General features: G+C 37.0%; 27 protein-coding genes. 21 read left to right on the forward strand and 6 right to left on the reverse strand.

Annotated features, from left to right (window positions below):
• The first annotated feature begins 14 nt into the window (after positions 1–14).
• From F606_RS0100815 to F606_RS0100830, 4 genes are all read left to right on the forward strand, one after another.
• Positions 15–1,025, forward strand: coding sequence for a 3-oxoacyl-ACP synthase III family protein (locus F606_RS0100815; RefSeq protein ID WP_019551955.1), 1,011 nt, complete (start codon positions 15–17; stop codon positions 1,023–1,025).
• A 395-nt stretch (positions 1,026–1,420) separates the two neighbouring features.
• Complete coding sequence (locus tag F606_RS0100820; protein ID WP_019551956.1) at positions 1,421–2,452, forward strand: acyltransferase family protein; 1,032 nt, start codon at positions 1,421–1,423, stop codon at positions 2,450–2,452.
• A 95-nt stretch (positions 2,453–2,547) separates the two neighbouring features.
• Positions 2,548–3,288: a transposase gene (locus F606_RS0100825; protein WP_019551957.1), complete on the forward strand. Its 741-nt coding sequence runs from the start codon at positions 2,548–2,550 to the stop codon at positions 3,286–3,288.
• Between the two features lie 113 nt (positions 3,289–3,401).
• Positions 3,402–5,096 carry a DUF3329 domain-containing protein gene (locus F606_RS0100830; protein WP_019551958.1) on the forward strand — a complete coding sequence of 565 codons (1,695 nt, stop codon included), beginning with the start codon at positions 3,402–3,404 and terminating at the stop codon, positions 5,094–5,096.
• A gap of 86 nt (positions 5,097–5,182) precedes the next feature.
• Here the strand turns inward: F606_RS0100830 and F606_RS0100835 are convergent, their stop codons facing one another.
• Complete coding sequence (locus tag F606_RS0100835; protein WP_019551959.1) at positions 5,183–5,542, reverse strand: helix-turn-helix domain-containing protein; 360 nt, start codon at positions 5,540–5,542, stop codon at positions 5,183–5,185.
• A gap of 211 nt (positions 5,543–5,753) precedes the next feature.
• Positions 5,754–5,969, reverse strand: a complete 216-nt coding sequence (locus F606_RS0100840; protein ID WP_019551960.1) for a helix-turn-helix transcriptional regulator — start codon at positions 5,967–5,969, stop codon at positions 5,754–5,756.
• Positions 5,970–6,147: 178 nt separating this feature from the next.
• Here F606_RS0100840 and F606_RS0100845 point away from each other — a divergent pair, with 178 nt between their 5' ends.
• The 6 genes from F606_RS0100845 (at position 6,148) to F606_RS0100870 (ending at position 9,187) form a co-directional block, all read left to right on the forward strand.
• A complete protein-coding gene (locus tag F606_RS0100845; RefSeq protein WP_019551961.1) occupies positions 6,148–6,492 on the forward strand; it encodes a hypothetical protein in 345 nt (114 codons plus the stop codon).
• A 102-nt stretch (positions 6,493–6,594) separates the two neighbouring features.
• Complete coding sequence (locus F606_RS0100850; protein ID WP_019551962.1) at positions 6,595–7,548, forward strand: Rpn family recombination-promoting nuclease/putative transposase; 954 nt, start codon at positions 6,595–6,597, stop codon at positions 7,546–7,548.
• A gap of 237 nt (positions 7,549–7,785) precedes the next feature.
• A complete protein-coding gene (relB, locus tag F606_RS0100855) occupies positions 7,786–8,001 on the forward strand; it encodes a type II toxin-antitoxin system RelB family antitoxin (RefSeq protein WP_019551963.1) in 216 nt (71 codons plus the stop codon).
• Complete coding sequence (locus F606_RS21915) at positions 7,998–8,246, forward strand: type II toxin-antitoxin system RelE family toxin (RefSeq protein WP_019551964.1); 249 nt, start codon at positions 7,998–8,000, stop codon at positions 8,244–8,246. Before relB ends, F606_RS21915 begins: the two co-directional genes overlap by 4 nt.
• 360 nt (positions 8,247–8,606) lie before the next feature.
• Positions 8,607–8,855, forward strand: a complete 249-nt coding sequence (locus F606_RS0100865; protein WP_019551965.1) for an AbrB/MazE/SpoVT family DNA-binding domain-containing protein — start codon at positions 8,607–8,609, stop codon at positions 8,853–8,855.
• The gene (locus tag F606_RS0100870; RefSeq protein WP_019551966.1) at positions 8,852–9,187 is read left to right on the forward strand and encodes a type II toxin-antitoxin system PemK/MazF family toxin; all 336 of its coding nucleotides are present in this window, start codon (positions 8,852–8,854) and stop codon (positions 9,185–9,187) included. Before F606_RS0100865 ends, F606_RS0100870 begins: the two co-directional genes overlap by 4 nt.
• A 498-nt stretch (positions 9,188–9,685) precedes the next feature.
• On the opposite strand, the gene F606_RS0100875 is transcribed toward F606_RS0100870, so the two are convergent.
• The gene (locus F606_RS0100875; RefSeq protein WP_019551967.1) at positions 9,686–11,095 is read right to left on the reverse strand and encodes an anion permease; all 1,410 of its coding nucleotides are present in this window, start codon (positions 11,093–11,095) and stop codon (positions 9,686–9,688) included.
• A gap of 26 nt (positions 11,096–11,121) precedes the next feature.
• A complete protein-coding gene (purB, locus tag F606_RS0100880; protein WP_019551968.1) occupies positions 11,122–12,471 on the reverse strand; it encodes an adenylosuccinate lyase in 1,350 nt (449 codons plus the stop codon).
• A gap of 387 nt (positions 12,472–12,858) precedes the next feature.
• Here purB and F606_RS0100885 point away from each other — a divergent pair, with 387 nt between their 5' ends.
• Together F606_RS0100885 and F606_RS0100890 are read left to right on the forward strand one after the other, a co-directional pair.
• Positions 12,859–13,743, forward strand: a complete 885-nt coding sequence (locus F606_RS0100885; protein WP_019551969.1) for a LysR family transcriptional regulator — start codon at positions 12,859–12,861, stop codon at positions 13,741–13,743.
• A 5-nt stretch (positions 13,744–13,748) separates the two neighbouring features.
• Positions 13,749–14,627 carry a hypothetical protein gene (locus F606_RS0100890; RefSeq protein WP_019551970.1) on the forward strand — a complete coding sequence of 293 codons (879 nt, stop codon included), beginning with the start codon at positions 13,749–13,751 and terminating at the stop codon, positions 14,625–14,627.
• A gap of 163 nt (positions 14,628–14,790) precedes the next feature.
• Here the strand turns inward: F606_RS0100890 and F606_RS0100895 are convergent, their stop codons facing one another.
• The gene (locus tag F606_RS0100895; protein ID WP_019551971.1) at positions 14,791–15,171 is read right to left on the reverse strand and encodes a helix-turn-helix domain-containing protein; all 381 of its coding nucleotides are present in this window, start codon (positions 15,169–15,171) and stop codon (positions 14,791–14,793) included.
• A gap of 380 nt (positions 15,172–15,551) precedes the next feature.
• Here F606_RS0100895 and F606_RS0100900 point away from each other — a divergent pair, with 380 nt between their 5' ends.
• Genes F606_RS0100900 through F606_RS0100910 form a run of 3 tightly spaced genes read left to right on the forward strand, consistent with a single transcriptional unit; the run spans position 15,552 to position 18,635 of the window.
• Entirely contained in the window at positions 15,552–15,941 is a 390-nt protein-coding gene (locus F606_RS0100900; RefSeq protein ID WP_019551972.1) for a Rid family detoxifying hydrolase, read from the forward strand.
• A 24-nt stretch (positions 15,942–15,965) separates the two neighbouring features.
• Positions 15,966–17,300 carry an SLC5/6 family protein gene (locus tag F606_RS0100905; RefSeq protein ID WP_019551973.1) on the forward strand — a complete coding sequence of 445 codons (1,335 nt, stop codon included), beginning with the start codon at positions 15,966–15,968 and terminating at the stop codon, positions 17,298–17,300.
• 30 nt (positions 17,301–17,330) lie between these two features.
• Positions 17,331–18,635, forward strand: coding sequence for an L-cysteine desulfidase family protein (locus F606_RS0100910; RefSeq protein WP_019551974.1), 1,305 nt, complete (start codon positions 17,331–17,333; stop codon positions 18,633–18,635).
• 226 nt (positions 18,636–18,861) lie between these two features.
• On the opposite strand, the gene F606_RS20310 is transcribed toward F606_RS0100910, so the two are convergent.
• Positions 18,862–19,197: a hypothetical protein gene (locus F606_RS20310; protein WP_019551975.1), complete on the reverse strand. Its 336-nt coding sequence runs from the start codon at positions 19,195–19,197 to the stop codon at positions 18,862–18,864.
• Positions 19,198–19,452: 255 nt separating this feature from the next.
• Between F606_RS20310 and F606_RS22555 the strand changes: the two genes are divergently transcribed.
• The 6 genes from F606_RS22555 to licT all read left to right on the forward strand — a co-directional run bounded on the left by F606_RS22555 (position 19,453) and on the right by licT (position 25,681).
• Positions 19,453–19,596 carry a YvrJ family protein gene (locus tag F606_RS22555; RefSeq protein ID WP_019551976.1) on the forward strand — a complete coding sequence of 48 codons (144 nt, stop codon included), beginning with the start codon at positions 19,453–19,455 and terminating at the stop codon, positions 19,594–19,596.
• Positions 19,597–19,632: 36 nt separating this feature from the next.
• A complete protein-coding gene (locus tag F606_RS0100925; RefSeq protein WP_019551977.1) occupies positions 19,633–21,000 on the forward strand; it encodes a mannose-1-phosphate guanylyltransferase/mannose-6-phosphate isomerase in 1,368 nt (455 codons plus the stop codon).
• A gap of 138 nt (positions 21,001–21,138) precedes the next feature.
• Complete coding sequence (locus F606_RS0100930) at positions 21,139–21,363, forward strand: DUF1659 domain-containing protein (protein ID WP_019551978.1); 225 nt, start codon at positions 21,139–21,141, stop codon at positions 21,361–21,363.
• A gap of 33 nt (positions 21,364–21,396) precedes the next feature.
• Positions 21,397–21,609 (forward strand): DUF2922 domain-containing protein, encoded by a 213-nt coding sequence (locus tag F606_RS0100935; RefSeq protein ID WP_019551979.1) that lies wholly within the window; start codon positions 21,397–21,399, stop codon positions 21,607–21,609.
• A 517-nt stretch (positions 21,610–22,126) separates the two neighbouring features.
• A complete protein-coding gene (locus tag F606_RS0100940) occupies positions 22,127–24,037 on the forward strand; it encodes a beta-glucoside-specific PTS transporter subunit IIABC (protein ID WP_019551980.1) in 1,911 nt (636 codons plus the stop codon).
• 807 nt (positions 24,038–24,844) lie between these two features.
• Positions 24,845–25,681: a BglG family transcription antiterminator LicT gene (gene licT / locus F606_RS0100945; RefSeq protein WP_019551981.1), complete on the forward strand. Its 837-nt coding sequence runs from the start codon at positions 24,845–24,847 to the stop codon at positions 25,679–25,681.
• Positions 25,682–25,760 lie beyond the last annotated feature (79 nt).

Below are 25,760 nucleotides of genomic sequence, written 5' to 3' on the forward strand. Positions count from 1 at the left end.
TAAGGTGGTTTAAAATGAGTTTACAAGCATATATAAGTGCTATTGCGTATTATTTACCAGAAAAAATAGAAGATAATGAACTGAATCGATTAACGAAGAAAACGGGAATCTATCATAGACATATAGCGGCTGAAAACGAATGCGCATCTGATTTAGCAATTAAGGCTGCAGAAAAATTGTTCTCTAATAATATTATAGATAAAGCATCTATAGATTTTCTTTTGTTTTGTACACAGTCACCTGATTATATATTGCCGACGACTGCTTGTATTTTACAGGATAAACTTGGCTTACTCAAAACAATTGGTGCTTTTGATTTTAATTTAGGCTGTTCGGGTTATATTTATGGAATTTCTATGGCGCAGGGCTTGATCGAAACAGGGCAAGCACGAAATGTTTTGCTTCTTACAGCAGAAACATATAGTAAATATATCAATCATCAAGATAATACGGTTCGCCCTTTATTTGGTGATGCAGCTACAGCCACTTTGTTCACAGGAAAAGAATCAGAAAGCAAAGGAATAAAAGGAATTACATTTGGGACAGATGGCAGTGGATACAAGAACTTGATTGTACCAATGGGAGCACAAAAAGTACATTATGGTGAAAGTTTGATTAAAGAAGAAAAAGATAAATATGGAAATATTAGAACGAATGCTAATCTTTATATGAATGGTGCGGCTATTAGCGATTTTGCTCTAGATGTAGTTCCGGAGACAGTAAAAGAAATTTTAAATAAATGTAAAATGAATAAAGGTGATATAGATTATTACGTTTTTCATCAGGCTAACAAATTTATGTTGAAATTTTTACAGGAAAAATGTGAATTGTTAGAGCAACCTTATTGGAATGATGTTAGCAATTATGGTAATACAGTTTCAAATTCAATACCAATTGCATTGGTAGATATGATGAAGCAAAATAGAAAAAAAGTTTTAAAAAATGTTATGACAATAGGATTTGGTGTTGGATTGTCATGGGCTGGATGTATATTGAATTTAGAGGAGCCTGTTTCAATTTTATAATGTAACCTGCATTCCCACTAACTCATAACGAGGATTATTACAAATCAAATCAGCACTTTGAGCGCTTATGATACTTCAAAATGCATTGTTACGTTAAAAATACGTAACGATGCAGCTTTCTAGTAGTTATGCGGGTTAGAGATCACCTCGTTATGTATTTCCGGGAATCCAGGCTTTAAATGAGCAATTTCTTCTTGTACGCGACATATAATGAATTTTATTTCTGAATTATATTCAGTATACTATAGCAGATTCATTATAATCGTGTTTAAAAAATGTCTTAATTTACGGTACCATTTATTTACACCACATGAAACACTTTTGGATTTTTGAAATACTGAAAAAACATAGAATTTAAGAAAAAACCCCATAATAATAGAGGGAGGCGAGATTCAATGAGGAGGATTTGTTTTACAATTGATGATACAAATTTGGCAAAGGGTGTAGCACTATGTCTTTTATTAATACATCACTTGTTTTATAGCCCATCTAACAATTATGTAGATATTATGGTTAACGGTCGTCAATTTAGCAATATAGTGAGTGAGTTTTCAAAAGTATGTGTAGCTATGTTTGTATTACTAAGTGGGTATGGACTTAATGAGAGTACGGATAAAAAACAATATACGAATCTTTCTTTCTATAAAAAACATTTATCTAAAATATACAGTAATTATTGGTTTATATGGGTGGCTTTTGTTCCAGTTGGAATATTATATTTTAATATAAGCTTAGAATCTGTATATGACAATAATGTTGCTTTGAAAATTATATTGAATATTCTAGGTGTTCAAAATTATTTTGGATTTTATGGATACAATGCAACGTGGTGGTTTATTGGTGCAATAGTTCCGTTATATATAATGTTTCCTTTGCTTAAAAAATTGACGTATAAATATAAAAAGTGGGCACTTATTATAAGTTTTTCTACAATGTATATACCATATATACCGAGTACAATAAGTGACTGGATTTTTCCTTTTGTACTAGGAATTTTTTCGTCGCAAAATGATCTATTTTATCGTGTGAAAAAAATAATGAGCACTAAGCCAATTAGTAAATTGTCAATATATATATCCACTATAATTTTTATTATGTTATTTCGGCACTATGGATTTGGAATAATAAAAGGGGTACATATGGACGGTATTTTTGCATTGTTTATTATATTTATAGGGTTCGAGTATTTATCTAAAAATAGTTTTTTGAAAAGAATAATGATATTTATAGGGGTGCATTCATTCAATATATTCTTATTCCATACGTTCATATATTTTTATTATTTCCCCGTATTTTCATACAGACTCAAGTATCCTCTCTTAATTTTTTTGCAATTACTTTTAATATGTTTGACTATATCTATAATTTTAGAAGGGTTTAAGAAAATCATATCTCGAATTGTAAATGGTAATATAAAAGTGAGCTAAAAAGACGGATAATGGCAATGGATTGGGAAGAGACACAAGGGGACGTGCCTTTTTTGTCAACAAAGTGCTATATTGTGAGAAAGGGAGGAATCAATATGGCAAGAAAAGCCAGGCAATTAAGTGAAAGTGGATTTTATCATATTATGTTTCGGGGAATCAATCATCAGAATATATTTGAAGAAGAAGAAGATTTTGAATATATGTTGGAGATATTAAAAGATTTAAAGCTGGAATTGAAATTTGAACTTCAGGCATATTGCTTTATGAGTAACCATGTACATTTATTGTTGAAAGAAGTGAAAATAGGCGATGTTTCAAATATTCTCAAGCGGCTGTTGATAAAATATGTAATGAAATTCAATCGAAAGTATCAACGAAGCGGGGCCTTGATAGGAAGCAGGTATAAAAGCAAGGCTGTGGAGATAGACGAATATTTTATTCCTTTAATCGTATATATTCATCAGAATCCTATGCGAGCTGGAATTGTGAAAAATCTAATAAATTATCGATATAGCAGCTATCGAGAATATATACATGGTGGGAATTTTGTCGATGTACAGTTGGCCTTTGATTTGATTGGAAAAGAAAACTGGATAAAAGTGCATGAACAATTGATAGAACAGAATTTTGAAGTAGAAGGACGTTTGAAACTCACCGAAGAAGAAATTCAACGGAAAATTAAAAAGAATATCCAGAATATAGAACCACAGGAAATAGAGTCTATGGAGAAAGCGGAACGAAATCTAATCTTAAATCAGTTAAAAAGTTTAGGATTATCTATACGCGAAATAGAACGAGCGACGGGAATATCGAGAGGGATTATTGCAAAAAGTTGATAAGTGGGAATTCTTCTCACTGTTATCCATCAAAAACATCTTGCATATACGGAAAATATGTGAAAAAATGATCTATAAATACTTAAAATACGGCAAATGGAGAGAGGTTTAACTTGGAAAAATGTAAAAAAATTACAAACGAAAACTGGGCTTCCGGGGGAATATTGGCAAGTTTATTTATATATATGTTTGCCTTGAACTTTTTAATGCCATTGCACCGAGATGATTATGAATATTCTTTGATATGGGGAACTTTGCAAAAAATTACGACGATGTCGGATGTGTTTCAGTCGCTGTATTTTCATTACTTGATCCATGGCGGTCGAATGGTGGACTTTTTTGTGTTGGATACCTTTCTTTTGTGGGGAAAACAATGGTTTAATCCATTTAATGCTTTTTTATTTGTTGCATTGATTGTTCTTATTTATTGGCATTCACAGCAACAAATTACGCTACGATTTAATCCATATATTCTTGCCTTGATTATAATGTTCTGCTGGTTTGGATTGCCGGATTTTGCTTTAGTGAACATTTGGATGACGGGGGCTTGTGTTTATTTATTGACAGCCGTATTGATTTTTGCTTTTTTACTGCCGTATCATTTTGACTTTTTGGGAAAGCCAATAATTGACAATGGTCTTATGGGATTGTTGGGTATGTTTTTTTGCGGTATTATTGCCAGCTGGACGATTGAAAATACAGCAGCGACCATGAACTTGGTTATTGCTGTTCTTGTTGTGTATGCATATAAAAAGGAACGTTTAAAAAAATGGATGCTTAGCGGGTTTGTCGGATCCGTAATAGGTTTTCTGCTTTTGGCGATGGCTCCGGGAAATTATGTTCGCTATGCGGCGCAGAAGACTCCGTTGATGCAGCATATCGTCAATCAATTCGGCGGTGGTTTTGAGATGTTATTAGGATTGCTGCCAGCCATAGTTTTTTTGGTATTGGCTTGTCGCATTGTGCTTGTCGGGAACAGAAAAATTGTGAGGACCGAATCAAAAGAAGTCGAGAAGGAGTCAAAAAAATTTATTATCGCATCAACGGTTAGAATGATCTTGGTAGGACTGATGCTATTGTCAAAAATGAAAGGGTCATTCATTTCTCTTTGGATTAGTGAGTTGTTATATGAGAATGTGGTAGTTCGGATCGGGATCGTCGATGAGCATCTTAACGAGCAGTTGTTCACGACTTTGTCAGGTGTAGAGGAAGTATTGATTTATTTATTGATTGGAATCCAGCTTTCAAAATATATTTTTCGAAAATGGAAGTTAGGCAAAGCGTATTTTAAAAATGTCAGTTGGAAAGCGCAAGGGAGTGGATTGCTTACAGTTCACCCAAATAGTTATCACGTTATGATTCTGTTGACACTGGCTGTTGTTAATAATTTTGTGATGCTTGCCGCTCCAGCATTTCCAGGTAGGGCAGGGTTTGGGTCAGCTGTCTTCTTTATTATTGGTGTCATGACGGTTTTTCGCATTCCTCAGGTTAAAAAATTTTTATTGAGTACAGAACATAAAAATACATTGACGGTTATAGTGATGCTGAGTGTTATTCCCATGGCCGCAGCTGTGCTGTATCAACATGCTGTATTATATACAGAAAACAGTCAACGGATGGCACTAGTAGAAAAACAGGTGGCTCAAGGGAGCAGCTCTTTAGTAATGGAACCTGTATCGCTTAAAAATGAAATTTTGCGTCATGTATATTTTGTTGATTTAAACAATGCTATTTCAAAATATGGATTTTGCCGATATTACCATGTAAATGATGTTAAGGTACTTTCAGTAAGGACTCCTAATCGTTAGGGATGCAATCAGTGACATGCTGTTTTACCTAATTGCTTTTGCTACCATTGCCATGAATGGTCTGGAAAAAAGAGAAACAACAAAAATCATTGTGATTTTTGCTGTTTCTCTTTTTGTTGCTCATCCCAAAATATAAGGTCAAGAGCTGCTTTTATTTTAATTTTATATTCTTTCGTGATGGGGATTCCGTTGAATAAAAGATCAGATGAATCAAGAAATTCAATCAAATCAATCGGTTCTTTTGAAGGTTTAAAATCATTACCAATCAGATAATCAATGCTTACTTCAAAAAAATTTGCTAGAATTTGCACGGTGTCAAAGTCGGGCTCTCTTCGGCTTGTTTCATATTGTGCATATGTATTTCGTGAAAATCCAACTAAATCAGATAATTGTTGCTGTGTTAGATTTTTTTCTTTTCTTAACTGAACTAAGCGTTTAGAAAACAATTGACTCACCACCTTGATTCATTAGTATAAAGCTTGCTATGTTAAGAGTAATCAAGCTTATTTGTTTCTTTTAGAAACAAATAAGCTACTTTTTCATTGACAATGTTGCACTTGTAATTATATAATAAGAATATGAAGTTGCTTTTAGAAACAAAAAATAAAGTGAATGAAATAGATACCAAGATAATGAGTGCATTCGTTTTATTCACGTTTATATTTTGCTGCCATCCTCAAAAATGAAAAAACCTTCAAAATCACATTGAAGAACTTTAGCAATTTGCTGTAGTTCTTTTTCGGTGAAGTTATCTCTATTGAGTTTATTAGTTAGGTTTTGACGAGAGGTATCAAGAATATCAGCTAAGTCAGTGATCGTCATTTTTTTTCGTCTTAGAAGTATTCTTATTTTTTCGGACATAGATAAAGACATGTAGATCCATCCTTTAGATAATATATATACTAATATACACTAAAAACATAGTAGTGACAATTTTAAAATATCTTTAGCAATTATATAGTTTACAAATATAGTTTCATATGATATTATTTAATGTATAAAGAAACTTAAAAGTTTACTTTTAATTAATTTATAATTTAGGAGGCATATTATGTTTAAGAGTAGTTTGTACAAAGCTTTTAATGATTATGTTTTTGAACGAATGGATGATGTTTTAGACAGGGCGGACAAATTGGATAAAGATTGCATGCACTACAATAAAGAATTTTATAAGATGCAAGGTCGTTTATTAGAACTGAGTCGGCAGTTACAAAATGAGGAGTTACGCACTCTGGTCACTAAACTGGAGCCTCTTGTTAATTTAGAACGAGGTCTGTCAGCCGAATTGGCTTATAAAGAAGGTCTGCGCGATAGTTACCGTATTCAAAGAGAATTGTCAAAATTTCTAGCTAATCCCAGAGTGGCTGCAAAACGAAAAGCAATGGAGAAGCAATAAGAATGGGAGAGCAATAAATGTTCTTGAACAGCACCTCAAATTGTTCTATAATATAAATAGAACATATGATCTTATTTATATAAAAAGAAGGAAGGGGAGTCTGTGGGGGACTTTAAAGAATTAACCAGTGATCAAATTTGGAAGAATCTAATTGAAAATTTTTTTGAGGATTTTATGAACTTTTTTGCGGGAGATATTAGTCAGGATATTGCATTTGAGAACGGGTTTGAGCGATTGGATAAAGAGTTGGGAGAAATTCTGTTAAATTCAGAAGGGCACGATCGGCGTTGTGATGAATTACTAAAAGTAAAAATGAAGAGTGGAAATGGAAAATGGGTATTCGTGCATTTAGAAATACAGGGCTACCGGGATGAAAATTTTGCTGAACGAATGTTTGAATATTATTATAGAATTCGAGATCGGTATCATGAAAAAATATACCCATTGGTAATTTATACACATGAAATTGTAACAAATCATCCGGATCATTATAAGGAGAATTTTTACAAAATGTCGCTTATCTATAAATATCCAGTTTATAAGATTGTGAAGCAAAAGGAAGCAGATCTGATGAAGCAAGATAATCCATTTGCCTTGGTGGTATTAGCAGGACTTTATACATTAAAGACCAAAAAAAACCAAGATGAGAGATATCGTTTTAAAAAAGAGCTGGTAAAATTACTTACTGAAAAAAAGTGGGAAAAGGAAAAAATAAGAGATTTATTTTTATATATTGATGGTATAATAAAGATAAATGGAGTAGAAAGAAATGAAGAGATCGTCGAGGAATTTCGTGAAAGACTGAAGATAGGGGATGAGGACATGAAACTGGATTGGAGCACCTCAAATCTTGCTGTAGAGGCAAGAAAAGAAGGTAAGTTAGTAGGCTGGTCAGAAGGTCGAGTGGAAGGCCGAGTGGAAGGTCGCGCAGAAGGATTAAATTGTGCTATTGTGGCAATTGATTTATTGAAAAAAAACACGGATGTAGAGACCATAGCTAAAATGAGCGGGATGCCTATAGAAAAAATCAATGAATTGAAGAAATCCGTTTTGTAATAAATAGTAAAAAAAGTAAGTGCCTGCCGGTTTTTGCAGGCAGTAGAAAGAGATTTTATTGAAATTGATAAAATATGACGCATATATTTAAAGCTGTGCAGCTCGTAGTGAAATTACGAATTGCACAGCTTTTTTTGTATTGGGTGCTATTGCTAAAGGACTATGAAATGAGTTTTTAACAAGGTGGATTGACAATACCTTATTTTAGTAATACAATGTATTACGGGGGTGATTAAAATGATTTCATTAAGATTAAATGATAGAGATGAAAGTCTTGTCAAAAACTATGCGGCATTAATGGGAATAAGTGTATCTGAACTTGTCAGAAGATCCGTTATTGAACGTATTGAAGATGAAATAGACCTCAATACGTATAATGAAGCAATGGCAGAATATAAGAAAAATCCGGTAACGTATACTCACAAGGAAGTTAAAGAGTTAATAGGTTTATGATATATACGGTAGAATATACGTCTCAAGCTGTTAAAGAATTGAAAAAACTTGACAAGAATACAAAAAGTCTCATATACGGATGGATTGAAAAAAATCTAGTTGGTTGTTGTGAGCCACGCATACATGGAAAAGGTCTTACAGCGAATCGTTCAGGTCAATGGCATTATCGTGTAGGAGACTATAGAATCATATCAGAAATAGATGATGATAAAATCATTATATTAGTTCTCGAGTATTGGACATAGAAAAGATATATACATTAAATGATTGGCTTCATAGGGATATTTATAAGCAGACAAATGATTTAATTTTAGGGAAACTATTGAGAGAAAAGTATGTGGCTGCCGTTTTTGCAGGCAGTAGAAAGAGATTTTATTGAAATTGATAAAATATGACGCATATATTTAAAGCTGTGCAGATTGTAGTGAAATTACGACTTGCACAGCTTTTTTCGTTTGATCGCCATTAAGAAAGGAGTGCATGTTTGTAGTGCAAGGACTATGAAATAAGTGATTCAAACGATTTGAGTATTACGTGCATTTATCGTTGCATCGCGTATATACATAGTATATACTAAAAGAAAGAGTTTTATGGAGGTGCGTTTCATGATTACCACTATTTCGAAATGGGGAAACGGGCATGCTATCCGTTTATCAAAAGAATTGATGCAACAAGCAAAGCTCCATCCAAATGATAAAATTAAGATCACGGTTAATGGGGAAGAAATTATATTGAAAAAAGTTATTCAGACAAAAGCTGAAGCCTTTGACGAAACTTTTAGTGACTATAAAGGTGACTGGAGCTGCACTGAAATCGGTATCGGCAGAGTGGTTGGAAATGAGGTTTTCGAATGAAATCTGCTCCTTCAGCCGGTGATGTCATTCATCTGAACTTTGATCCACAAAGCGGTATTGAGATACAGAAGTACCGTCCAGCGTTAGTTATATCGAACAGTTCTTTTAATCAAAAGACGGGACTTGTTATGGTTTGCCCTATAACTTCAACTCAACGGAATTTTCCGTTGCATATTAATTTAGATGCTCGGACGAAAACGCATGGAGATATTCTATGTGAACAATTGAAATCATTGGATTATAATGCCTGTGATTGGAAATTTATTGAATGTGTTCCAGAAGACATCTTCGATCATGTCTTATTTATTCTAGATAAGATTATTGGAAAATAGCAAAGATGAAAAATGGCGTAGAAAGAGATTTGTACTATTGAAATTGATAAAATATGTCGCATATAGTTAAAGCTGTGCAGCTCGTATTGAAATTACGAATTGCACAGCTTTTTGTTGGGAAATGAGAAGATTTGCCATTTATTAAAAACTGTACTTTTTTATTTTAGTGCGTTATAATTAAGATAAGAAAAAAGGTGCTACCCATAAACGGTCAGCCCCGAAAATTTAGCTTATGGTAAGCCGCTTAGTTTGCGAGACTGGGGCGGCTGCTTTTTAATCCCTTACCTTTATGGTGGGGGCTTTATTTATTTTAGATATGATTATCGAAAAATAGCAAAGGCAAAGAATGTAATAGAAAGAGATTTTATTGAAATTGATAAAATATGACGCATATATTTAAAGCTGTGCAGTTCGTAGTGAAATTACGAATTGCACAGCTTTTTAGTATACTTAGATTTATGCCACAAGGTATTTATGAATCTGCACACATTAAATGTTTTACCATAGACCGATAAATTTCCACCAGGCTCCGCCGATAACCAGCCAAATCATGACATTGACCGTTGTTATGATGAAGCCGAGCCGCCACCAATCACTCATGGAAACATAATCAGCTCCATATAAGATCGGTGCTGCACCGCCGCCGTAATGAGTTAATGGAATCATTAGGTTTGACATTGCAGCAAAGGTCAATGCCGCTAACAGTGGTGGAGTACCAACCACTACGGAAATTGCAAGAAAGGCTGCATACATGGCACTGATATGTGCGGTAACGCTGGCAAAGGCATAATGAGAATAAACATAGGCGATAATTAATAATGGAAAAGCTAAATACCAGGAAATACCCGCTCCTTGGATCGCGCCTCCAGCCATTGCAGCCAGCCAGCCAATAAAACCAGTTTTGGCAAGAGCTGTGGCTAGGGCGATTAATGATCCCATCCAGAACATGGTATCCCAGGCACCTTTTTCATTCAGGACATCTTGCCATGTTAAGACTTTGGTAAGAAGCATGACGCAGACTGCGAGCATGCCAACAACGGTAGCATTTATATTGGTAATACTGCCCGTAGCCCAGAGGATGAGAGCACCGATAAATACTACGGAAACAATTTTTTCGCTGAGACTCATGTTCCCCAGTCGGCGAAGTTCTTTTTGAGCTATTTCTTTGGCATGAGGCATTTCTTTGATTTCTGGAGGAAAGAGTTTGTAAAGCAGATAAGGCATGAGCAGCAGTGAAATAAGGCCCGGCACGATTGCCGCCAATGCCCAGCTTCCCCAGCTGACTTCAATGCCGATCGTTTTAGCTGCCAATTCGGCAGCCAGTGGATTACCAGCCATTGCTGTCATAAACATTGCGCAGGTAATGGCGTTGGCATGGTATTCGATTTGCATAATGTAAGCGCCGAAACGCCGAGCTGTAGGTCCAGGTTTGGAGTCAAGTGCTAGTGCAAGGCTCTGGATGATCGGGTAGATGATTCCGCCAGCACGGGCTGTACTAGAAGGGGTTGCTGGTGAGATGATGAAATCGCTGAGTGTAATTGCATAACCAAGTGTCAATGAGGATTTGCCAATATAATTGATGATGACAAAAGCTATGCGTTGACCCAGTCCGCTTTTGATGAAGCCACGGGCAAATAAGAAAGCACATATAATCAGCCAGATTGTCGAGTTGCCATAGCCCGCAATGGCATCGTCAACTTTAAGGGTCCCTGACAGGGCGGAAAACGTGATAGCAATAAAGGCGGAAGCACCGATAGGCAGCGGCTGAAGAACCAAGGCGGCTACTGTAGCGGCAAATATGGCAAATAAATGCCAAGCCTGCGGTGTTAAACCGGTAGGTACGGGAATAAACCAAATTATGCAGCCGATAAACAGTACGATAAGACCGGCACGCAGCTGTTTGGACATAATAGACACACTTCCTTCAAAAACATTTATTTTGCGCCGTATTTTTCCAGTACGCGGTCAGCAAACTGTGGAGCCAGACCAATGTAATTATGAGGATCAAGCATATACGTGATTTCTTCATCCGTAAATTCTTCGCGGACGGTTGGATTATGCTTGAGAGCATTTTCCATTGTATCTTCTTCTTCATAAGCTTTCATACAAGCTTTGTAGACGATGTCATGTGCACTCATGCGCCCAATTTTAGGAGCCATATGCATCATAATGCATTCACTCATCATGAGACCGCGCAGCTTGAATAAATTTGCTTCCATATGTTTTGGATAAACGATGAGATTTTCAAGGATATTTTCAGATTTTTCTAAGGCAGCACTCATTAAGTGGCAGGCACGTGGAATTGCTTCCCATTCGGTGAGGAAGCAGCCCCAATCACGTTCGTTTTCGCTGATCATTGATTCGACAATTGATGGAGCAATGCTTCTAACGGAACGACAACAAGCGATTACGTTTTCAAGGACCTGTGGATTTCTTTTGTGCGGCATAGTTGAAGAACCGACTTTTCCCATAAAGAAAGGTTCTTCGAGTTCGGTGATTTCTGTGCGCTGCAGGGAAAGAATTTCGTGGGCAATACGTCCAATTGTTCCGGCACAGAGTGCTAAAACGCTGGCAAATTCAGCTTGATTGTCGCGGGCAACATGCCAAGCTATGGTCGGAATATTGAGTTCGAGAATTTCCATCGTGCGAGCTTGAACTTCAAGCCCTTTTACTTGGTGTGAGGCCAAGGTTCCAACAGCACCGGCGAGTTCACCGACAAATAGACGGTCTTTGATTTCTTCAAGGCGTTGAATGTCTCTGCCTAGTTCATCTGCCCAGACAGCAGCTTTATAGCCAAAAGTGATTGGCAGGGCATGGATAACATGCGTTCGTCCGCACATGATTGTATCGCGGTGTTTTTTTACTTGTTGTAGAACGAATTTTTGGCAGTTCTTCATTTGTTGGAGAATGATTTTATAAGCTTCACGTTCGATCAAGACCATACCTGTATCAACAATATCCTGACTGGTTGCACCCCAATGAACGAATTCACTAGCATTGTCGTTGAGAACTTTCTTGAATTCTTTCAATACAGGAACAATGGTAATCGATGATTTATAATTTTCCCCGATCTGTGGAATATCGAGAAGATCTGCGTTCGCTTTTGCGCAGATTTCATCGGCTTTTTCTTTTGGAATGACGCCGAGTTCGCCCTGCGCTTTAGCAAGAGCTGCTTCGGTATCTAGAAATTTTTGTACTAGATTTTTATCGCTAAAAACTTCTCTCATTTTGTCATTGCTAAATAAGCAACCCCAAACTTCGCTGTCGATTACTGTAGATGCCATACATAATTCCCCCTAATTTTCTTTTTCATTTGGTAAGCTAGTTCCTATGAATATCACAAATAAGTTTTAGATTTGTGGGATGTGTTTATCGTAGCATATGGTTTATTAATAAACGAATACGGCTATCTTATTGTTTGATAAGAAAATCTTATTTGATTGTGGAACGGAAATTATTTACATGTAAAAGCATTATTTTCAGAATATTTTAAAGAAAAAATAAATTTTTAGAAATATTATAAGGGGAGTCAAAATATGATAATAAAATATTATTTTATGATAACTTAATATTATGATGATGCGTTCTATTTTGATAGGGTATTGTATAATAGATATGATACAATTAAATAGAAATCGTTTTGTGAAGATAGAAGGAGTGGACGCTAGAATATGGAACTCTGTCAATTAGAATACTTTCAGATGGTTAGCAAGGTCAACAGCTTTACACGGGCCGCCGAACGACTGTATGTTTCGCAACCGGCTGTAACGAACACCATTCGTGCATTAGAAGATGAATTAGGGATACAGTTGTTTGATCGCAGCCAGAAGCAGGTTTTGCTGACCAGTGAAGGCAAGATTTTTTATAATCATGTCGAAAATGTCTTACACGGTGTTAGTAAAACATTGGCAGATATCAACAATATCAAAAATCTCAATGGCGGAATACTGAGGCTGGCTTTAACGCCTTTAGCCGGTGTGCGAAATTTCACGGTACTTTTGACAAAATTTCGCGAAAAATATCCACAGATTCAGCTCGTTTTTGAGGAAAATAATAATGAAGACGGTCAGCGGGCGCTGCTTGAAGATCGTGTTGATTTGGCTTTTTTGCTGCCGGAGATAAAAAGTAGTTCGCTGACCTATTTATGGATTGGGCGGCAGGCGTTGGCATTATGTTTATCTGTGGAACATCCACTGGCATCGGCGGGCATGGTACGGCTGGAGGACCTTGTCGAAGAGCCGCTGATATTATTCAAGCAAGATTGTGCTTTGCGCAATGTGTTATTGCATGAATTTGAACGAAATAACACCTTGCCACGGATTCAGTTTGAATCGAACCATATCCAGACGATTAAGTCTTTGGTTGCTGAAAATGCGGGAATTGCTATACTACCCGAAGATTTGTGCTCCGTTGACCGAAAAATTGAAACCGTAAAATTGAGGATGCCATTATATATCGATTTGGCTTTGGCTTATAAAACGCAAAAAAGTTTGTCGCATGCGGCTAAAGCCTTTATTCAGTTGGCAGAAGAACTTTATACAAAAAAGAGGATGTGATTTCAATGAAATTGGCATTTGCCGCTGTTGGATCGAACGTTTTGGTTGCCGAGGAAATAAAAAGAGCTGTAAAATCAATTTTTTATAAAGATATTAATATAGAAGCATATACTTTAGAAAATTTGACGGCTGAGATGGATGCCGATCTTTATATTTGTGCAACGACTCAAATGGAACGTCTTTGCACGCTTGTATCGCCGGAAAAGATAGTTTGTCTGGAACTTATGCCTTCATCAAAATTTTTTCTCTCTGTAGGAAGAATCCCTCAAGGCGAAACGGTTTATGTTTGGAACAATCATTTGCGATATACGCAAATTATCGAAAAATATTGCCAAAGCTTAGGTATTCGAGATATTATTTTTGAACCGCTGCCCTATGATGATCTTTCTGTTGAAGTCGTTTTAGAAAAATTGAAAAAGGTTAAATATTTAATTGGTGTCGATTGCTTTATCGATGGTGATCTTTTAGGAAATGAACAGTATGCGCAATGTTTGCCGGAAGAGGTGGTATTAATCAAAGCTCAGCGCGTGGCTGCGATTCATTCGGCAAGTCTTCTCCTGTGGACGATTGCCGGTTTGATGCGGCAGACGATAGCCATTAAACGTTGCCAGATTGAAGGGGAAGATACAGCAGAGGTGGAAGCAGATAAGCTGTTTCTTTATGCCGAGCAGGCGGTTGAGCTCATTCGTGATTCAATCAATAAGGCCGTTTGTAACCAGATTTCACCGGAAGCTGCTTCAATCCAGCCCAATGGAACAACTGATTCTTGGGTGAATCCGGTACATACTTGCCTTCAGGAAAAGCTTGCTGGTATTGATGAACTTCAGGTGGTACTTGCACAGTTACAGGAAAAATTGAAATTGATTGAAGCGAGCGCTCGATGATGCAAGGACGGTAAAATGAAAAGGCGGTTGTTGACCTTTCGAGTCAGCCGCCGCCTTTTCATTTTTGTAATTATTTTGTCAATATATAGGTAATATACACAATGATCATTTTACCGAAATATTTAGCCATATAGTCTATACCGCAAAAAGATGACCAGAAAAATTATTGTGGGTTTTTCTGGTCATCTTTTTGTTTTTCATCCCAAAATACAACATTTAAGGTTGCTTTCATTTTGGCTTTATCTTCAGAATTTAGTGGAATACCGTGCCAAAGAATATACGGTTTGTCGAAAAGTTTATCAAGATGAATAACGGATTCGGTTTCAATGTTTTGTGATATTGGTTTACTTTGATGCTCAGCAAGGTAATCAAGGGTTACATTAAAAAAGTCGGCAAGTTGTTTTAGAGTGGCTAAATCCGGTTCACGTTGATTAATTTCATATAATGATAAGCGTGATCGCGATATTTTTATTAAAGCCGCCATTTCTTTTTGTGTTAGTGTTTTTTGTTCACGCAAAAAAGCAAGTTTTGCACCAAGAGACATAGAATCAACTCCTCTATAATTATTATATGTTACAAATAGAAGCATTCAATGTAATGCTTCTTAAAGTTGCATAAAATATTGACAGCTACAATTTGAAGCATTATAATGAAGCTATAGATGACTTATACTATGAAAATGGCAGGAATAGTTTGCGGCTAGAATTAGCTCATGCTTTTTCGCTTTAGATGGCTTCGAATTGAAGCAAAATGAAATATGCAGAGTGATGATTCTGGCAAACATAAATTAAGTTGATTCATCTTTCATTATCAATAATATAACAATAATATTCGAAAAATTCAGCTACTTAAAGGTGGTGATGCCGAATTGTTGCGCGTTCATTCAAAACATAAATAACTAAATCAGAAAGGGGAAACTAAAGTATGAAGCAAAATCAGAACGGGACACTGACAAATAGGGTTTATTCAAACGTGCGGAGGGCAGGGGTTTTTCTATTTAGTTCAGGGCAGAGTCCAATTGATCCTAAAACAGGAACGTTGGTTGAGGGGAAAATATCAGAGCAGGTAGTACAGGTTATGGAAAATATTAAACAACTTTTACAAGAAGAAAAGTTGAACTTTTCGGATGTTCTTAAAACGACAGTTTTTCTTACGAATATGGATGATTTTCCAGTTTTGAATAAAATTTATGGACGTTATTTTCAAGTACACTTACCAGCTCGTTCTTGTGTGGTGGTGTCGAGTCTGCCGTATGGAGCGTGTGTTGAAATTGAATTTATTGCTTGTGATATAAGTAATGAGATCAAGTCTTAATAGAAGGATAAAGGAGGAGAAAGGATGAGTTTGTTTGTCTTGAAAGAGAACATAAAGGATGATTTTTCATCCAATCGTCTGGCAGTACGTTCTGGTATGACGGATGAGGAATGGTCTGCAGCAACCCGATTCGATGGGACGGATTGGGGCTGGGTGATTATGAGTATCGGGATGGCGATTGGTGCGGGTATTGTATTTTTACCAGTACAGGTTGGCTTGATGGGACTGTGGGTATTTTTGTTGTCCTCCATTATAGGGTATCCGGCGATGTATTTGTTTCAACGTTTATTCATTAATACATTGGCAGCTTCACCTGAATGCAAAGATTATCCCAGTGTTATAAAAGGGTATTTGGGAAAAAATTGGGGGATGTTTTTAGGTGCCTTATATTTTATTATGTTGATTATCTGGGTGTTTGTTTATTCTACGGCTATTAATAACGATAGTGCCTCCTTTTTACAGTCTTTCGGTGTAACGGAAACGTTATTGTCGAAAAATCCCTTGTATGGGCTGGCCTTGATTTGCGGATTAGTTGCGATTGCTTCTCGTGGTGAGAAGGTGTTGTTTAAAATTGCTACGGGCATGGTGCTAACCAAGTTATTGGTGGTTGCTTTTCTGGGGTTTCTGATGGTTGGGCATTGGGATTTGGCGAACGTGGGTCCTATGCCGCCGCTAGGAAAGTTTTTGCACGATACGATTGTAATGCTCCCATTTACCTTGACTTCTATTTTATTTATTCAGAGTTTAAGTCCGATGGTCATTTCGTATCGGTCTCATGAAAAATCGATTGAGGCTGCACGTTATAAGGCGATGCGCGCGATGAATATTGCTTTTGGGATTTTGTTTGTGACTGTCTTTTTTTATGCGGTGTCTTTTACGTTATCGATGGGGCACGAGCAAGCCGTTGCGGCTTATCAGGCGAATATTTCGGCCTTGGCGATGGCCGCACAAAATGGTGGACAACAATCGGTAAAAATATTTAGTTTGATTCTTAATATTTTTGCTGTGATGACGGCCTATTTTGGCGTGTATCTGGGATTTCGAGAGGCTTGTCAGGGGCTGGCAATGAATCTGCTTTGCCGGATGATGCCGGAAAATAAAATTAATAAAAAAATGGTAGGCTATGGGATAATAGCTTTTACTATTCTTATGTCTTGGGGAGCTATTGTACTAAATGCACCGGTGCTGAGCTTTACGTCTATTTGCAGTCCGGTTTTTGGCTTTGTTGGTTGTTTGATTCCGGCGTATTTAGTTTATCAGGTTCCTTTGCTGCATCCATATAAAGGAACAGCTTTAAAAATCATTATTGCTACTGGTATTTTACTTTGTATATCTCCGTTTTTAGCGTTTACATCTTGAAAATAATCAAAAGAAATGTGAGGGATGGGTATGTTAGAAGAAAAGATTGTATCAAAGGCTCATTTATTGTGGGCAGAAATGATCAAGGCAATCCGGCAGGAGGTTACGCCGGCTATCGGGTGTACCGAGCCGGTATCTTTGGCACTGGCGGCAGCGATTGCCGCACAGCGTCTTGGAAAACCGGTGGAGAAAATTGAAGCCATGGTTTCAGCGAATATGATGAAAAATGGTATGGGGGTTATTGTGCCAGGGACAAACATGGCAGGTCTTGCTATAGCGGCTGCTGTTGGTGCTATTGGCGGTGATCCGCAGGGAGAACTGAAAGTTTTGAAAAATTTGACACCAAAACAGGCTGCGGCAGGTAAAACTATGGTGGCGGCTCATAAAGTTACGATTGCGGTTATCGATGTGCCTCATGTTTTATATTCAGAGGCCAAAGTTTTTCATGGAGCGGACTGGGTTAAGGTCTGCATTGCTGATAAACATACCCAGGTAGTTCGGATTGAGCAAAATGGGGAAATCATTTATAAAATGAAGGATATGGATAAGCATACCATGTCTTATTCGCTTGCAGGGATTACAGCAAAAGATGTATTTGATTTTGCTTCACAGGTTCCCTTGGAAAAGATTTCCTTCCTTCACGAGGCGGAAAACTTGAATATGGCATTAGCGGAAGCGGGCATGCAAGGGCAATATGGCCTTCATATTGGTGCGACGCTGCATAGACAAATTCATACGGGTCTGTTAGCAGACAGCTTAATGCTGCAAGTTGTGATGATGACGACAGCGGCATCCGATGCACGCATGGGGGGAGCATCTTTACCTGCTATGACCAATTCTGGTTCAGGTAATCAAGGCATTGCTGCAACCGTACCTGTTTGCGTGATTGCAAAAAAACAGAAAAAAAGTCAGGAAACATTGATACGAGCCCTGGCTCTGTCACATATGATGGCAATCTATATTCATAGTAAATTGCCAAATTTGTCAGCACTTTGTGCAGTTACAACGGCATCCATGGGGGCAGCGGCAGGAATGACATGGCTTTTAACAAAAAATTTTAAGGCTGTCAGCATGGCTATATCCAATATGATTGGTGATGTAAGCGGTATGATTTGTGATGGCGCGGCAAACAGCTGCTCTATGAAGGTGTCAACCGCGGTTGGTGCAGCTTGTAAAGCAGTGCTTATGGCAATTGAAGGGACTCGTGTAACGGGTGATGAAGGAATCGTTGCGGAGAATGTAGATGATTCGATTGCTAATATTGGAAGTTTAGCTTGTAATGGTATGGTACAAACCGATGCGCAAATATTGCAGATTATGATGGAGAAGGCGTAAAGAGCATACTCCAGTATGTAAAAAGCTGTACAATTTATTATGCGAATTGTACAGCTTTTTTGTATCGTATATATTTATTGCGTGCAGATTGAATTATGCAGGATGAAAATTATATGTGATTTCAATATCACATACTTTATTAATTAACAAAGATAGCCCATGTCTGTTGATTCTACAATAGACATGGGCTATCTTTTTGGGGGAGAGATACCGAAGGCTATAAAAATTATTTAATAGCACGAAGTCTGGTAAGCTCAGACTCTTGATAAAAAAGCCGTGTATTCAAGGTATCAATTTTGGCATTCATGCTGGTTACACTATCTTTGTTCGCCGTATTAAGTTCTAAATTTTCAAGCTTCGCATTGGTGATTTCCTGATTGTGCAACAGAGCTTTAATAATATCCGTATCTTCTTGCAGCTGTGATTTAATATCAGTGATTTCAGATTTCATGCCAGAAACATCAGATTTAATATCGGTGATTTCGGATTTTATTCCCGAAATATCAAATTTTATACCTTTTAATTCAGATAAAACCAATCCCTGAAATTCTTCATTGGTCATAGATGGTATCTCCCTTGCTTAATTGTTAGTGGTTCTATTATAGCATCAAAAATAGATAATTTATACTGGTTTTAATTCCCTTTTTAATAACATTATTCTAGGCATTATATTATTATCGTGTCTGTTTTCTGCAGAGGGCGGATATAAAAGGGCATCAACGTGACAGTTTGTTGCATACAGTGCAGTATCGCTATATAATTAAATTGTAGAAACTCCTTCTTGTGGCATGTAGTCCTAGGAGAGGGGGTGGAAATTATGGATCAACTTTTGATGTATATGTCCAGCTATGGTTTTCCTATGGTAGTCAGTGCTTTTTTGCTGGTGCGGATTGAAAAGAAGCTGGATATACTAGACAGCAGTATCCGTGATTTGACACGTGTGATTGAAAAGAAACTTTAGAAAATGACTGAAGAAATAATAAAGGAGCCAAATTTTATGAAGGTAATTATTTTAGCAGGCGGTGGTGGCACGCGCCTTTTTCCGTTGTCACGTAAATGTATGCCAAAGCAGTTTTTGGCCATTGATCAAGATAAGACTCTTTTGGCGGAAACAATTGAACGTTTCAAGAATTTGGTTAAACCAGAAGATATTGTAATCGTTACGAACCAGGAATATATTCATCATGTAAAAAGTGAACTGGCTTTATGTGGAGCAAGTGAAGCTCATATTGTGGTGGAAACGGAACCTCGGAATACTGCACCGGCTATTGCCTTAGCTGCGCAATATTGTCTGGATGAACTGGGCTGTGCCAAGGATGAAGTGATGTTTATTTCGACTTCGGATCATATTATTCGTCCGGTCGTTGTGTTTCAAAATGCCGTGACCAAGGCAGCTGAATTTGCGAGTAAGGGGAATTTTGTTACATTTGGGGTGAAACCAACGAAACCAGAAACGGGTTTTGGTTATATTGAAGCGGGTGAAGATTTGCATGGTGCTTATAAAACGAGTGCTTTTAAGGAAAAACCAGATCTTGAAACAGCGAAGGCATATCTGGCCAAAGGAAATTATTATTGGAATTCCGGATTATTCGCTTTTCGGGTGGATGTGTACCAAAATGAAATTCGTCAATATGCACCAGATATTCATAAAGAGCTGAAAGCTAATTATAGAGAAACAGCAGCAAACTTTTCGAATATGCCAAATATTTCGATTGATTATGCCGTGGCGGAAAAGTCAAAACTGGGGGTTACGATTCCACTCAATCTGTATTGGAATGATGTGGGATCTTGGGATGCAATTTATGATGTGCTGGATAAGGACGATTTTGGCAATGCTTTACAGGGGGATTGTTTGCCAATCGATTGTTCCAACAGCTTAATGCTGGGACAAAGCCGCCTGATTGCCGGAATTGGTCTGGATAATATCATGGTTGTAGAAACATCCGATGTGATTTTGGTAGCACAAAAAGGTGAATCGCAGAAAGTGAAAGATCTGGTGGATATTTTGAAAGCCAGAGGTCGTAAGGAAGCAACCGAGCATACGACAATGTATTTCCCATGGGGGAGTGCAACGAGTCTGGGCGGTGGCCGCGGCTATAAGATGAAACGGCTGGTAATCAATTCTGGCGAAGGTTTAGCTACTAGGATGCATTATCACCGCAGCGTCCATTGGATCGTTACGCAGGGGACAGCAGAGGTCACTATCGGTGATGTTGTGCAGATGCTTCATAGTAATGAAAGTGTCTTTATCCCGATGACGACAAAATATGGTTTGCAAAATCCAGGGAAGATGTCACTTGTTGTGATTGAAGTAGAAAACGGTGAATATCTGGAGGACGATGATGTCGTTTTGCTGACACAATAAAATATACAAATAATGTAAATGAGCTGTTAAGAGGAGGTGTACTTCTTTTAACAGCTCATTTTTATTTTAAAAATTTTTCTTAGTGCTTGTAAAATTCTTGCCTCGGGGCATGTAGTAGAGTGAAAGGGGATGAGATAAATGGCAGCAGCAAAAAAAGGACAAACCAGTAAGCTGATTTTGAAAGTGCAGACTGGTCTAAACAAAGCTGGGGAAGTGACTTTGAGTCAAAGAACATTCAACAATGTAAATCCAGCTCTCGCCGATGTAGATTTATTGGCAATCGGTACAGCCTTAGGTGCATTGCAGTCGCATACTGTGGATTCTGTGAATCGTCAAGATGAAGCACAAATCGGACAAGCCTAAGCAAGATAAATAAAAAAGGGGAGGTGAAACGGTATGACGAAAAAATTGCAGATGGTATTTACGTTAGATTCTGGTAAAACTTTGACGTACAGTCTGGCTGATCCGAAAGATGGTCTGACAAAAGTCGAAGTGGAAGCTGCGATGCAGGCTGTTATCGACAAAAAAGCGATTATAAGCAGCAATGGATCTCCAGTGAAAATCAAAGAAACAAGTATCAAAAGCACGGATGAAGTGGCTTTAGCATAACACAAAACGAGGAGCAGAAAATCGTAGATTTTCTGCTCCTCGTTTGATTATTGCTGTTACTGAAATGAGGGATGTTTGTGAATTAATAAAATTTTAAAAACAGTTGATAAATTCTATAGAATATATTAGTATAATTATTATATATTGAATGTAGGGTATTGGCATTAAGTTGGTTAAACCTTCGAAAAGAAAATTTTTGAAGGAGTGTTGAAAAATGCAAAATAGTTTGTGGTGAAACGGAAAAGCAATGGAAATTTGTTTTTGTCGTTTTTTTATTTCCAAAAAGCGAGACTAAAAATAATCAAAGTTTAAGGAGATGCAAAGGATGCTCCTTAAAAAAATATTAAATAATATGGAAGGTATCGTGCAGAAAAAATTAAGGTGAGATTTCCAAGCTGTGCTTTTTGTCGGCTTGTTTTCTAATACAAAATAAAGAGTAATGAAAAAGTTTTAACTGGATGGTGACATTAAGTTGGCCAAACCTTCGAAATTCATTTAAATTTTGGAGGAATTATTTATGAAAAAGTATACAGAACTAGCAAAGTCCATCGTGGAAAATGTCGGTGGAAAAGACAATGTTATATCGTTAGCACACTGCTATACGAGGCTTCGTTTCAAATTGCGTGATGAAAAAAAAGCAGCAACCGATGTATTGAAAAATACAGAAGGCGTTGTTACGGTCGTGCAAAGTGGAGGCCAGTATCAGGTTGTTATCGGCAATGAAGTGGGTGATGTTTATGATGAAATCGTAAAATCGCAAGGAATTGCCGGTGCAAGCAGTGGGACTGAAAATGCTGAGCCGGAACAAAAAATGAATGTGATTGATCGCTTCATTGATATTGTGTCCGGCATTTTCACGCCTGTTTTGGGGATGCTGGCAGCCAGCGGGATGATTAAAGGATTCACTGCCCTGTTTGTGGCTTTTGGTTTTATTGAGGCGGCGGGTGGTACCTATCAGATTTTGCAAACAATCGGTGATGGCTTCTTTTATTTTTTACCGATCTTTTTGGGCTTAACAGCAGCTAGAAAATTCAAAATGAATGAATTTTCTGGCATGGCACTTGGTGCGGCATTGGTATATCCGTCAATTAGTGCAATTATCAAAGGGGAACCACTTTATCATTTATTTACCGGGACCCTGTTTGCTTCTTCAGTACAAATGGAGTTTTTAGGAATTCCAGTGATTTTAATGAATTATGCATCAAGCGTTATTCCCATTATTGCATCCGTATATTTTGGTGCCAAGGTAGAACGTTTCTTGCTGAAAACGATTCCGACGATGGTTAAAGGGTTCATGGTGCCATTTTTTACGATTTTAATCGTTATTCCATTGACGTTTATCATCATTGGTCCTGTATCAACTTGGGCGGGACAATTGGTAGGTTTCGTAGCAAATGGTATTTTCCAGTTGAGCCCTGTTTTAGCAGGTTTATTTATTGGGGCATTTTGGCAGGTCTTTGTTATTTTTGGTATGCACTGGGGGCTTGTACCAATTATGATAAATAATATTTCGGTTCAAGGGTTTGATCCGGTTGTAGTTACGTATTTTGCGGCATCTTTTGCCCAAACTGGTGTTGTTTTGGCTATTTTGTTGAAGACAAAAGATAAGAAACTCAAATCACTTTGTGTGCCAGCGTTTATTTCAGGGATCTTTGGTGTTACCGAACCAGCAATTTATGGGGTAACACTGCCACGAAAAAAAATGTTTATCATCAGCTGTATTGGTGCTTCGATCGGTGGTGGCTTGATTGCTTTTTGGGGTATTAAACTATATATGTTTGGTGGTTTAGGCGTTTTTGGGTATCCATGTTTTGTTGATCCGGTATCGCATGATATCAGTGGTATGAAATTTGGCATGATTGCTTCTTTGGCAGCTTTTCTTATTGGCTTTGGATTAGCGCTTCCATTCTACCATGATGAGAAGGTGGCTGAAAAAATTTCGGCTGCTGATAAAGACGGTAATAAAATTTTGGAAAAAGAAATATTGATTAGTCCTTTGATTGGGGAAGTGAAATCGTTGGATGAAGTGCCAGATGAAGCATTTTCTTCTGGGGTATTAGGCAAAGGGGTTGCGATTCTTCCTTCCGAAGGTAGAGTTATTGCGCCGGCAGATGGAACGGTAGCGACACTTTTCCCAACTAGTCATGCTTTGGGCTTGATAACAGATAAAGGCACGGAAATTCTGATTCATATTGGCATTGATACTGTAAAATTGAATGGGCAGTATTTTCAAGCCAAGGTCAAACAAGGCGATCGGGTAAAATGCGGTCAGGTTTTAGTTGAGTTTGATTTGAAAAAAATTCAAGCAGCTGGATACGCTGTGATTACGCCTGTACTGATTACGAATTTTCAGCAGTACTTGGATATTATTATATCGAAAAAGGATACGATTCATTATGGGGAAAACCTCATTACGGTTATTAATTAAGCAGTCTGATCAGATTGCTTGGCAGTCTGCGATCGTGTATTTTGTTTTTCAGCAGTGATAGCTTATTATGATGAGCTTGTTTTTTACAATTGAATACCAAGGAAGGATTGTGACTGGTAATACGGGCAAAACCTAGATTTATGTTGGCTGATTAAAAATTGATTTAGCCAACATAAATCTGGTTTTTTTGTTTTTATAGGAGGTGGGTAAGAAAACTGAAAGGGCAAAGGTACGTGATTTTTAATGAATAAATTTCCTGAAGCATTTTTATGGGGCAGTGTGATAGCCGCTAATTAAGGATTCGCTTTTCTGGTACAATGACTATCATTGCCAGTAATAGAATAAAGTTGGACGCAGATTAGCGATTCGATGTATAATTCCGAGTTTGACACTTGAGAAAGAAAAAACGATTAGAACCCTTGAAAATAAAGAGATCTAATCGCTTTTTTTTCGGTTTTTGAGTAATGTTTTTCTTCTTTTAGTAAACTTAAATTTTTTATTCACATAAATGTCAAACTTCCGGGTATAGTAAAACATTATCATATATCGATCAAAAAATACTTAATAAAATTTTCAAAATATTTGACAAAGTCCATAATATATATTAATATAATTATAGTAAAATGAATGTAGGGTAGTGACATTAAGTTGGCTAAACCTTCGAAAAGAAATTTTTTGAAGGAGTGTGGAAAAAATGAAAAATAGTTTGAAGTAAAACGAAAAAACAATGGAAATTTGTTCTTTTTCGTTTTTTTTATTTCCCAAAATCGAGACTAAAAATAATCAAAGTTTAAGGAGCTGCAAAAGATGCTCATCAAAAAAATATTAAATAATAATGTCGTTCTTACGGAAACTGAACAGCATAAGGAAGTTGTTGCTATGGGCAGTGGTATCGCTTATAAAAAACGTTGTGGTGATGACATTCCGGAAGATAAGATTGATAAGATCTATACGCTGTCTCAAAAAGATACTTGGGAAAAGTTTAAAACTTTATTAACGGATATTTCTATGGAATATATGGAAGTATCTACGGCGATTATTGAATTAGCGGAAGCAGAGCTAAAGAAAAAATTGAATGAAAGTATTTATATTTCGCTTACAGATCATATTCATATGGCGGTTTCGCGGTTTCGCGAAGGCAATTTTATCCGAAATATGATGATTTGGGAGATTCAGCGATTTTATCCCGAAGAATATGCTGTTAGTGAAAAAGCAAGGGTTTTGATCAATGAGAAATTTTCATTGGAGCTTCCAATCGACGAAGCTGGATTTATTGCTTTACATATTATTGATGCACAGATGGAGAATGATCAGCCTTTAGCGGATGATATTACCCAATTGATTCAGGAAATCACAAATATTGTTCGTTATACATGCTCGATGGAATATGATATAGAGTCTTTGCAATATTACCGTTTTATTACACATTTAAAATTTTTTGCCAAGCGCATGTTTACGGAGGAAAAAACAATTTGTGATATAGATGAAGAAATGGAAGGTATCGTGCAGAAAAAATATGCTTTAGCACATCGTTGCGTAGGGAAAATCGCAGAATTCCTTCAGCAGAAATATCAGTATGAGTTAAATCGGGATGAAAAATTCTATTTGATGATACATATTGCTAAAGTAAGCAGGAAAAATTAAGGTAAGATTTCCAAGTTGCGCCTTTGTGACAGCTTGTTTTCTAATATACAATAAAGGAGGATAGGAAAAAGTTCTATTT

It is taken from the genome of Propionispira raffinosivorans DSM 20765 (assembly GCF_000381065.1).
GTDB classification, from domain to species: Bacteria; Bacillota; Negativicutes; order Selenomonadales; family Selenomonadaceae; genus Propionispira; species Propionispira raffinosivorans.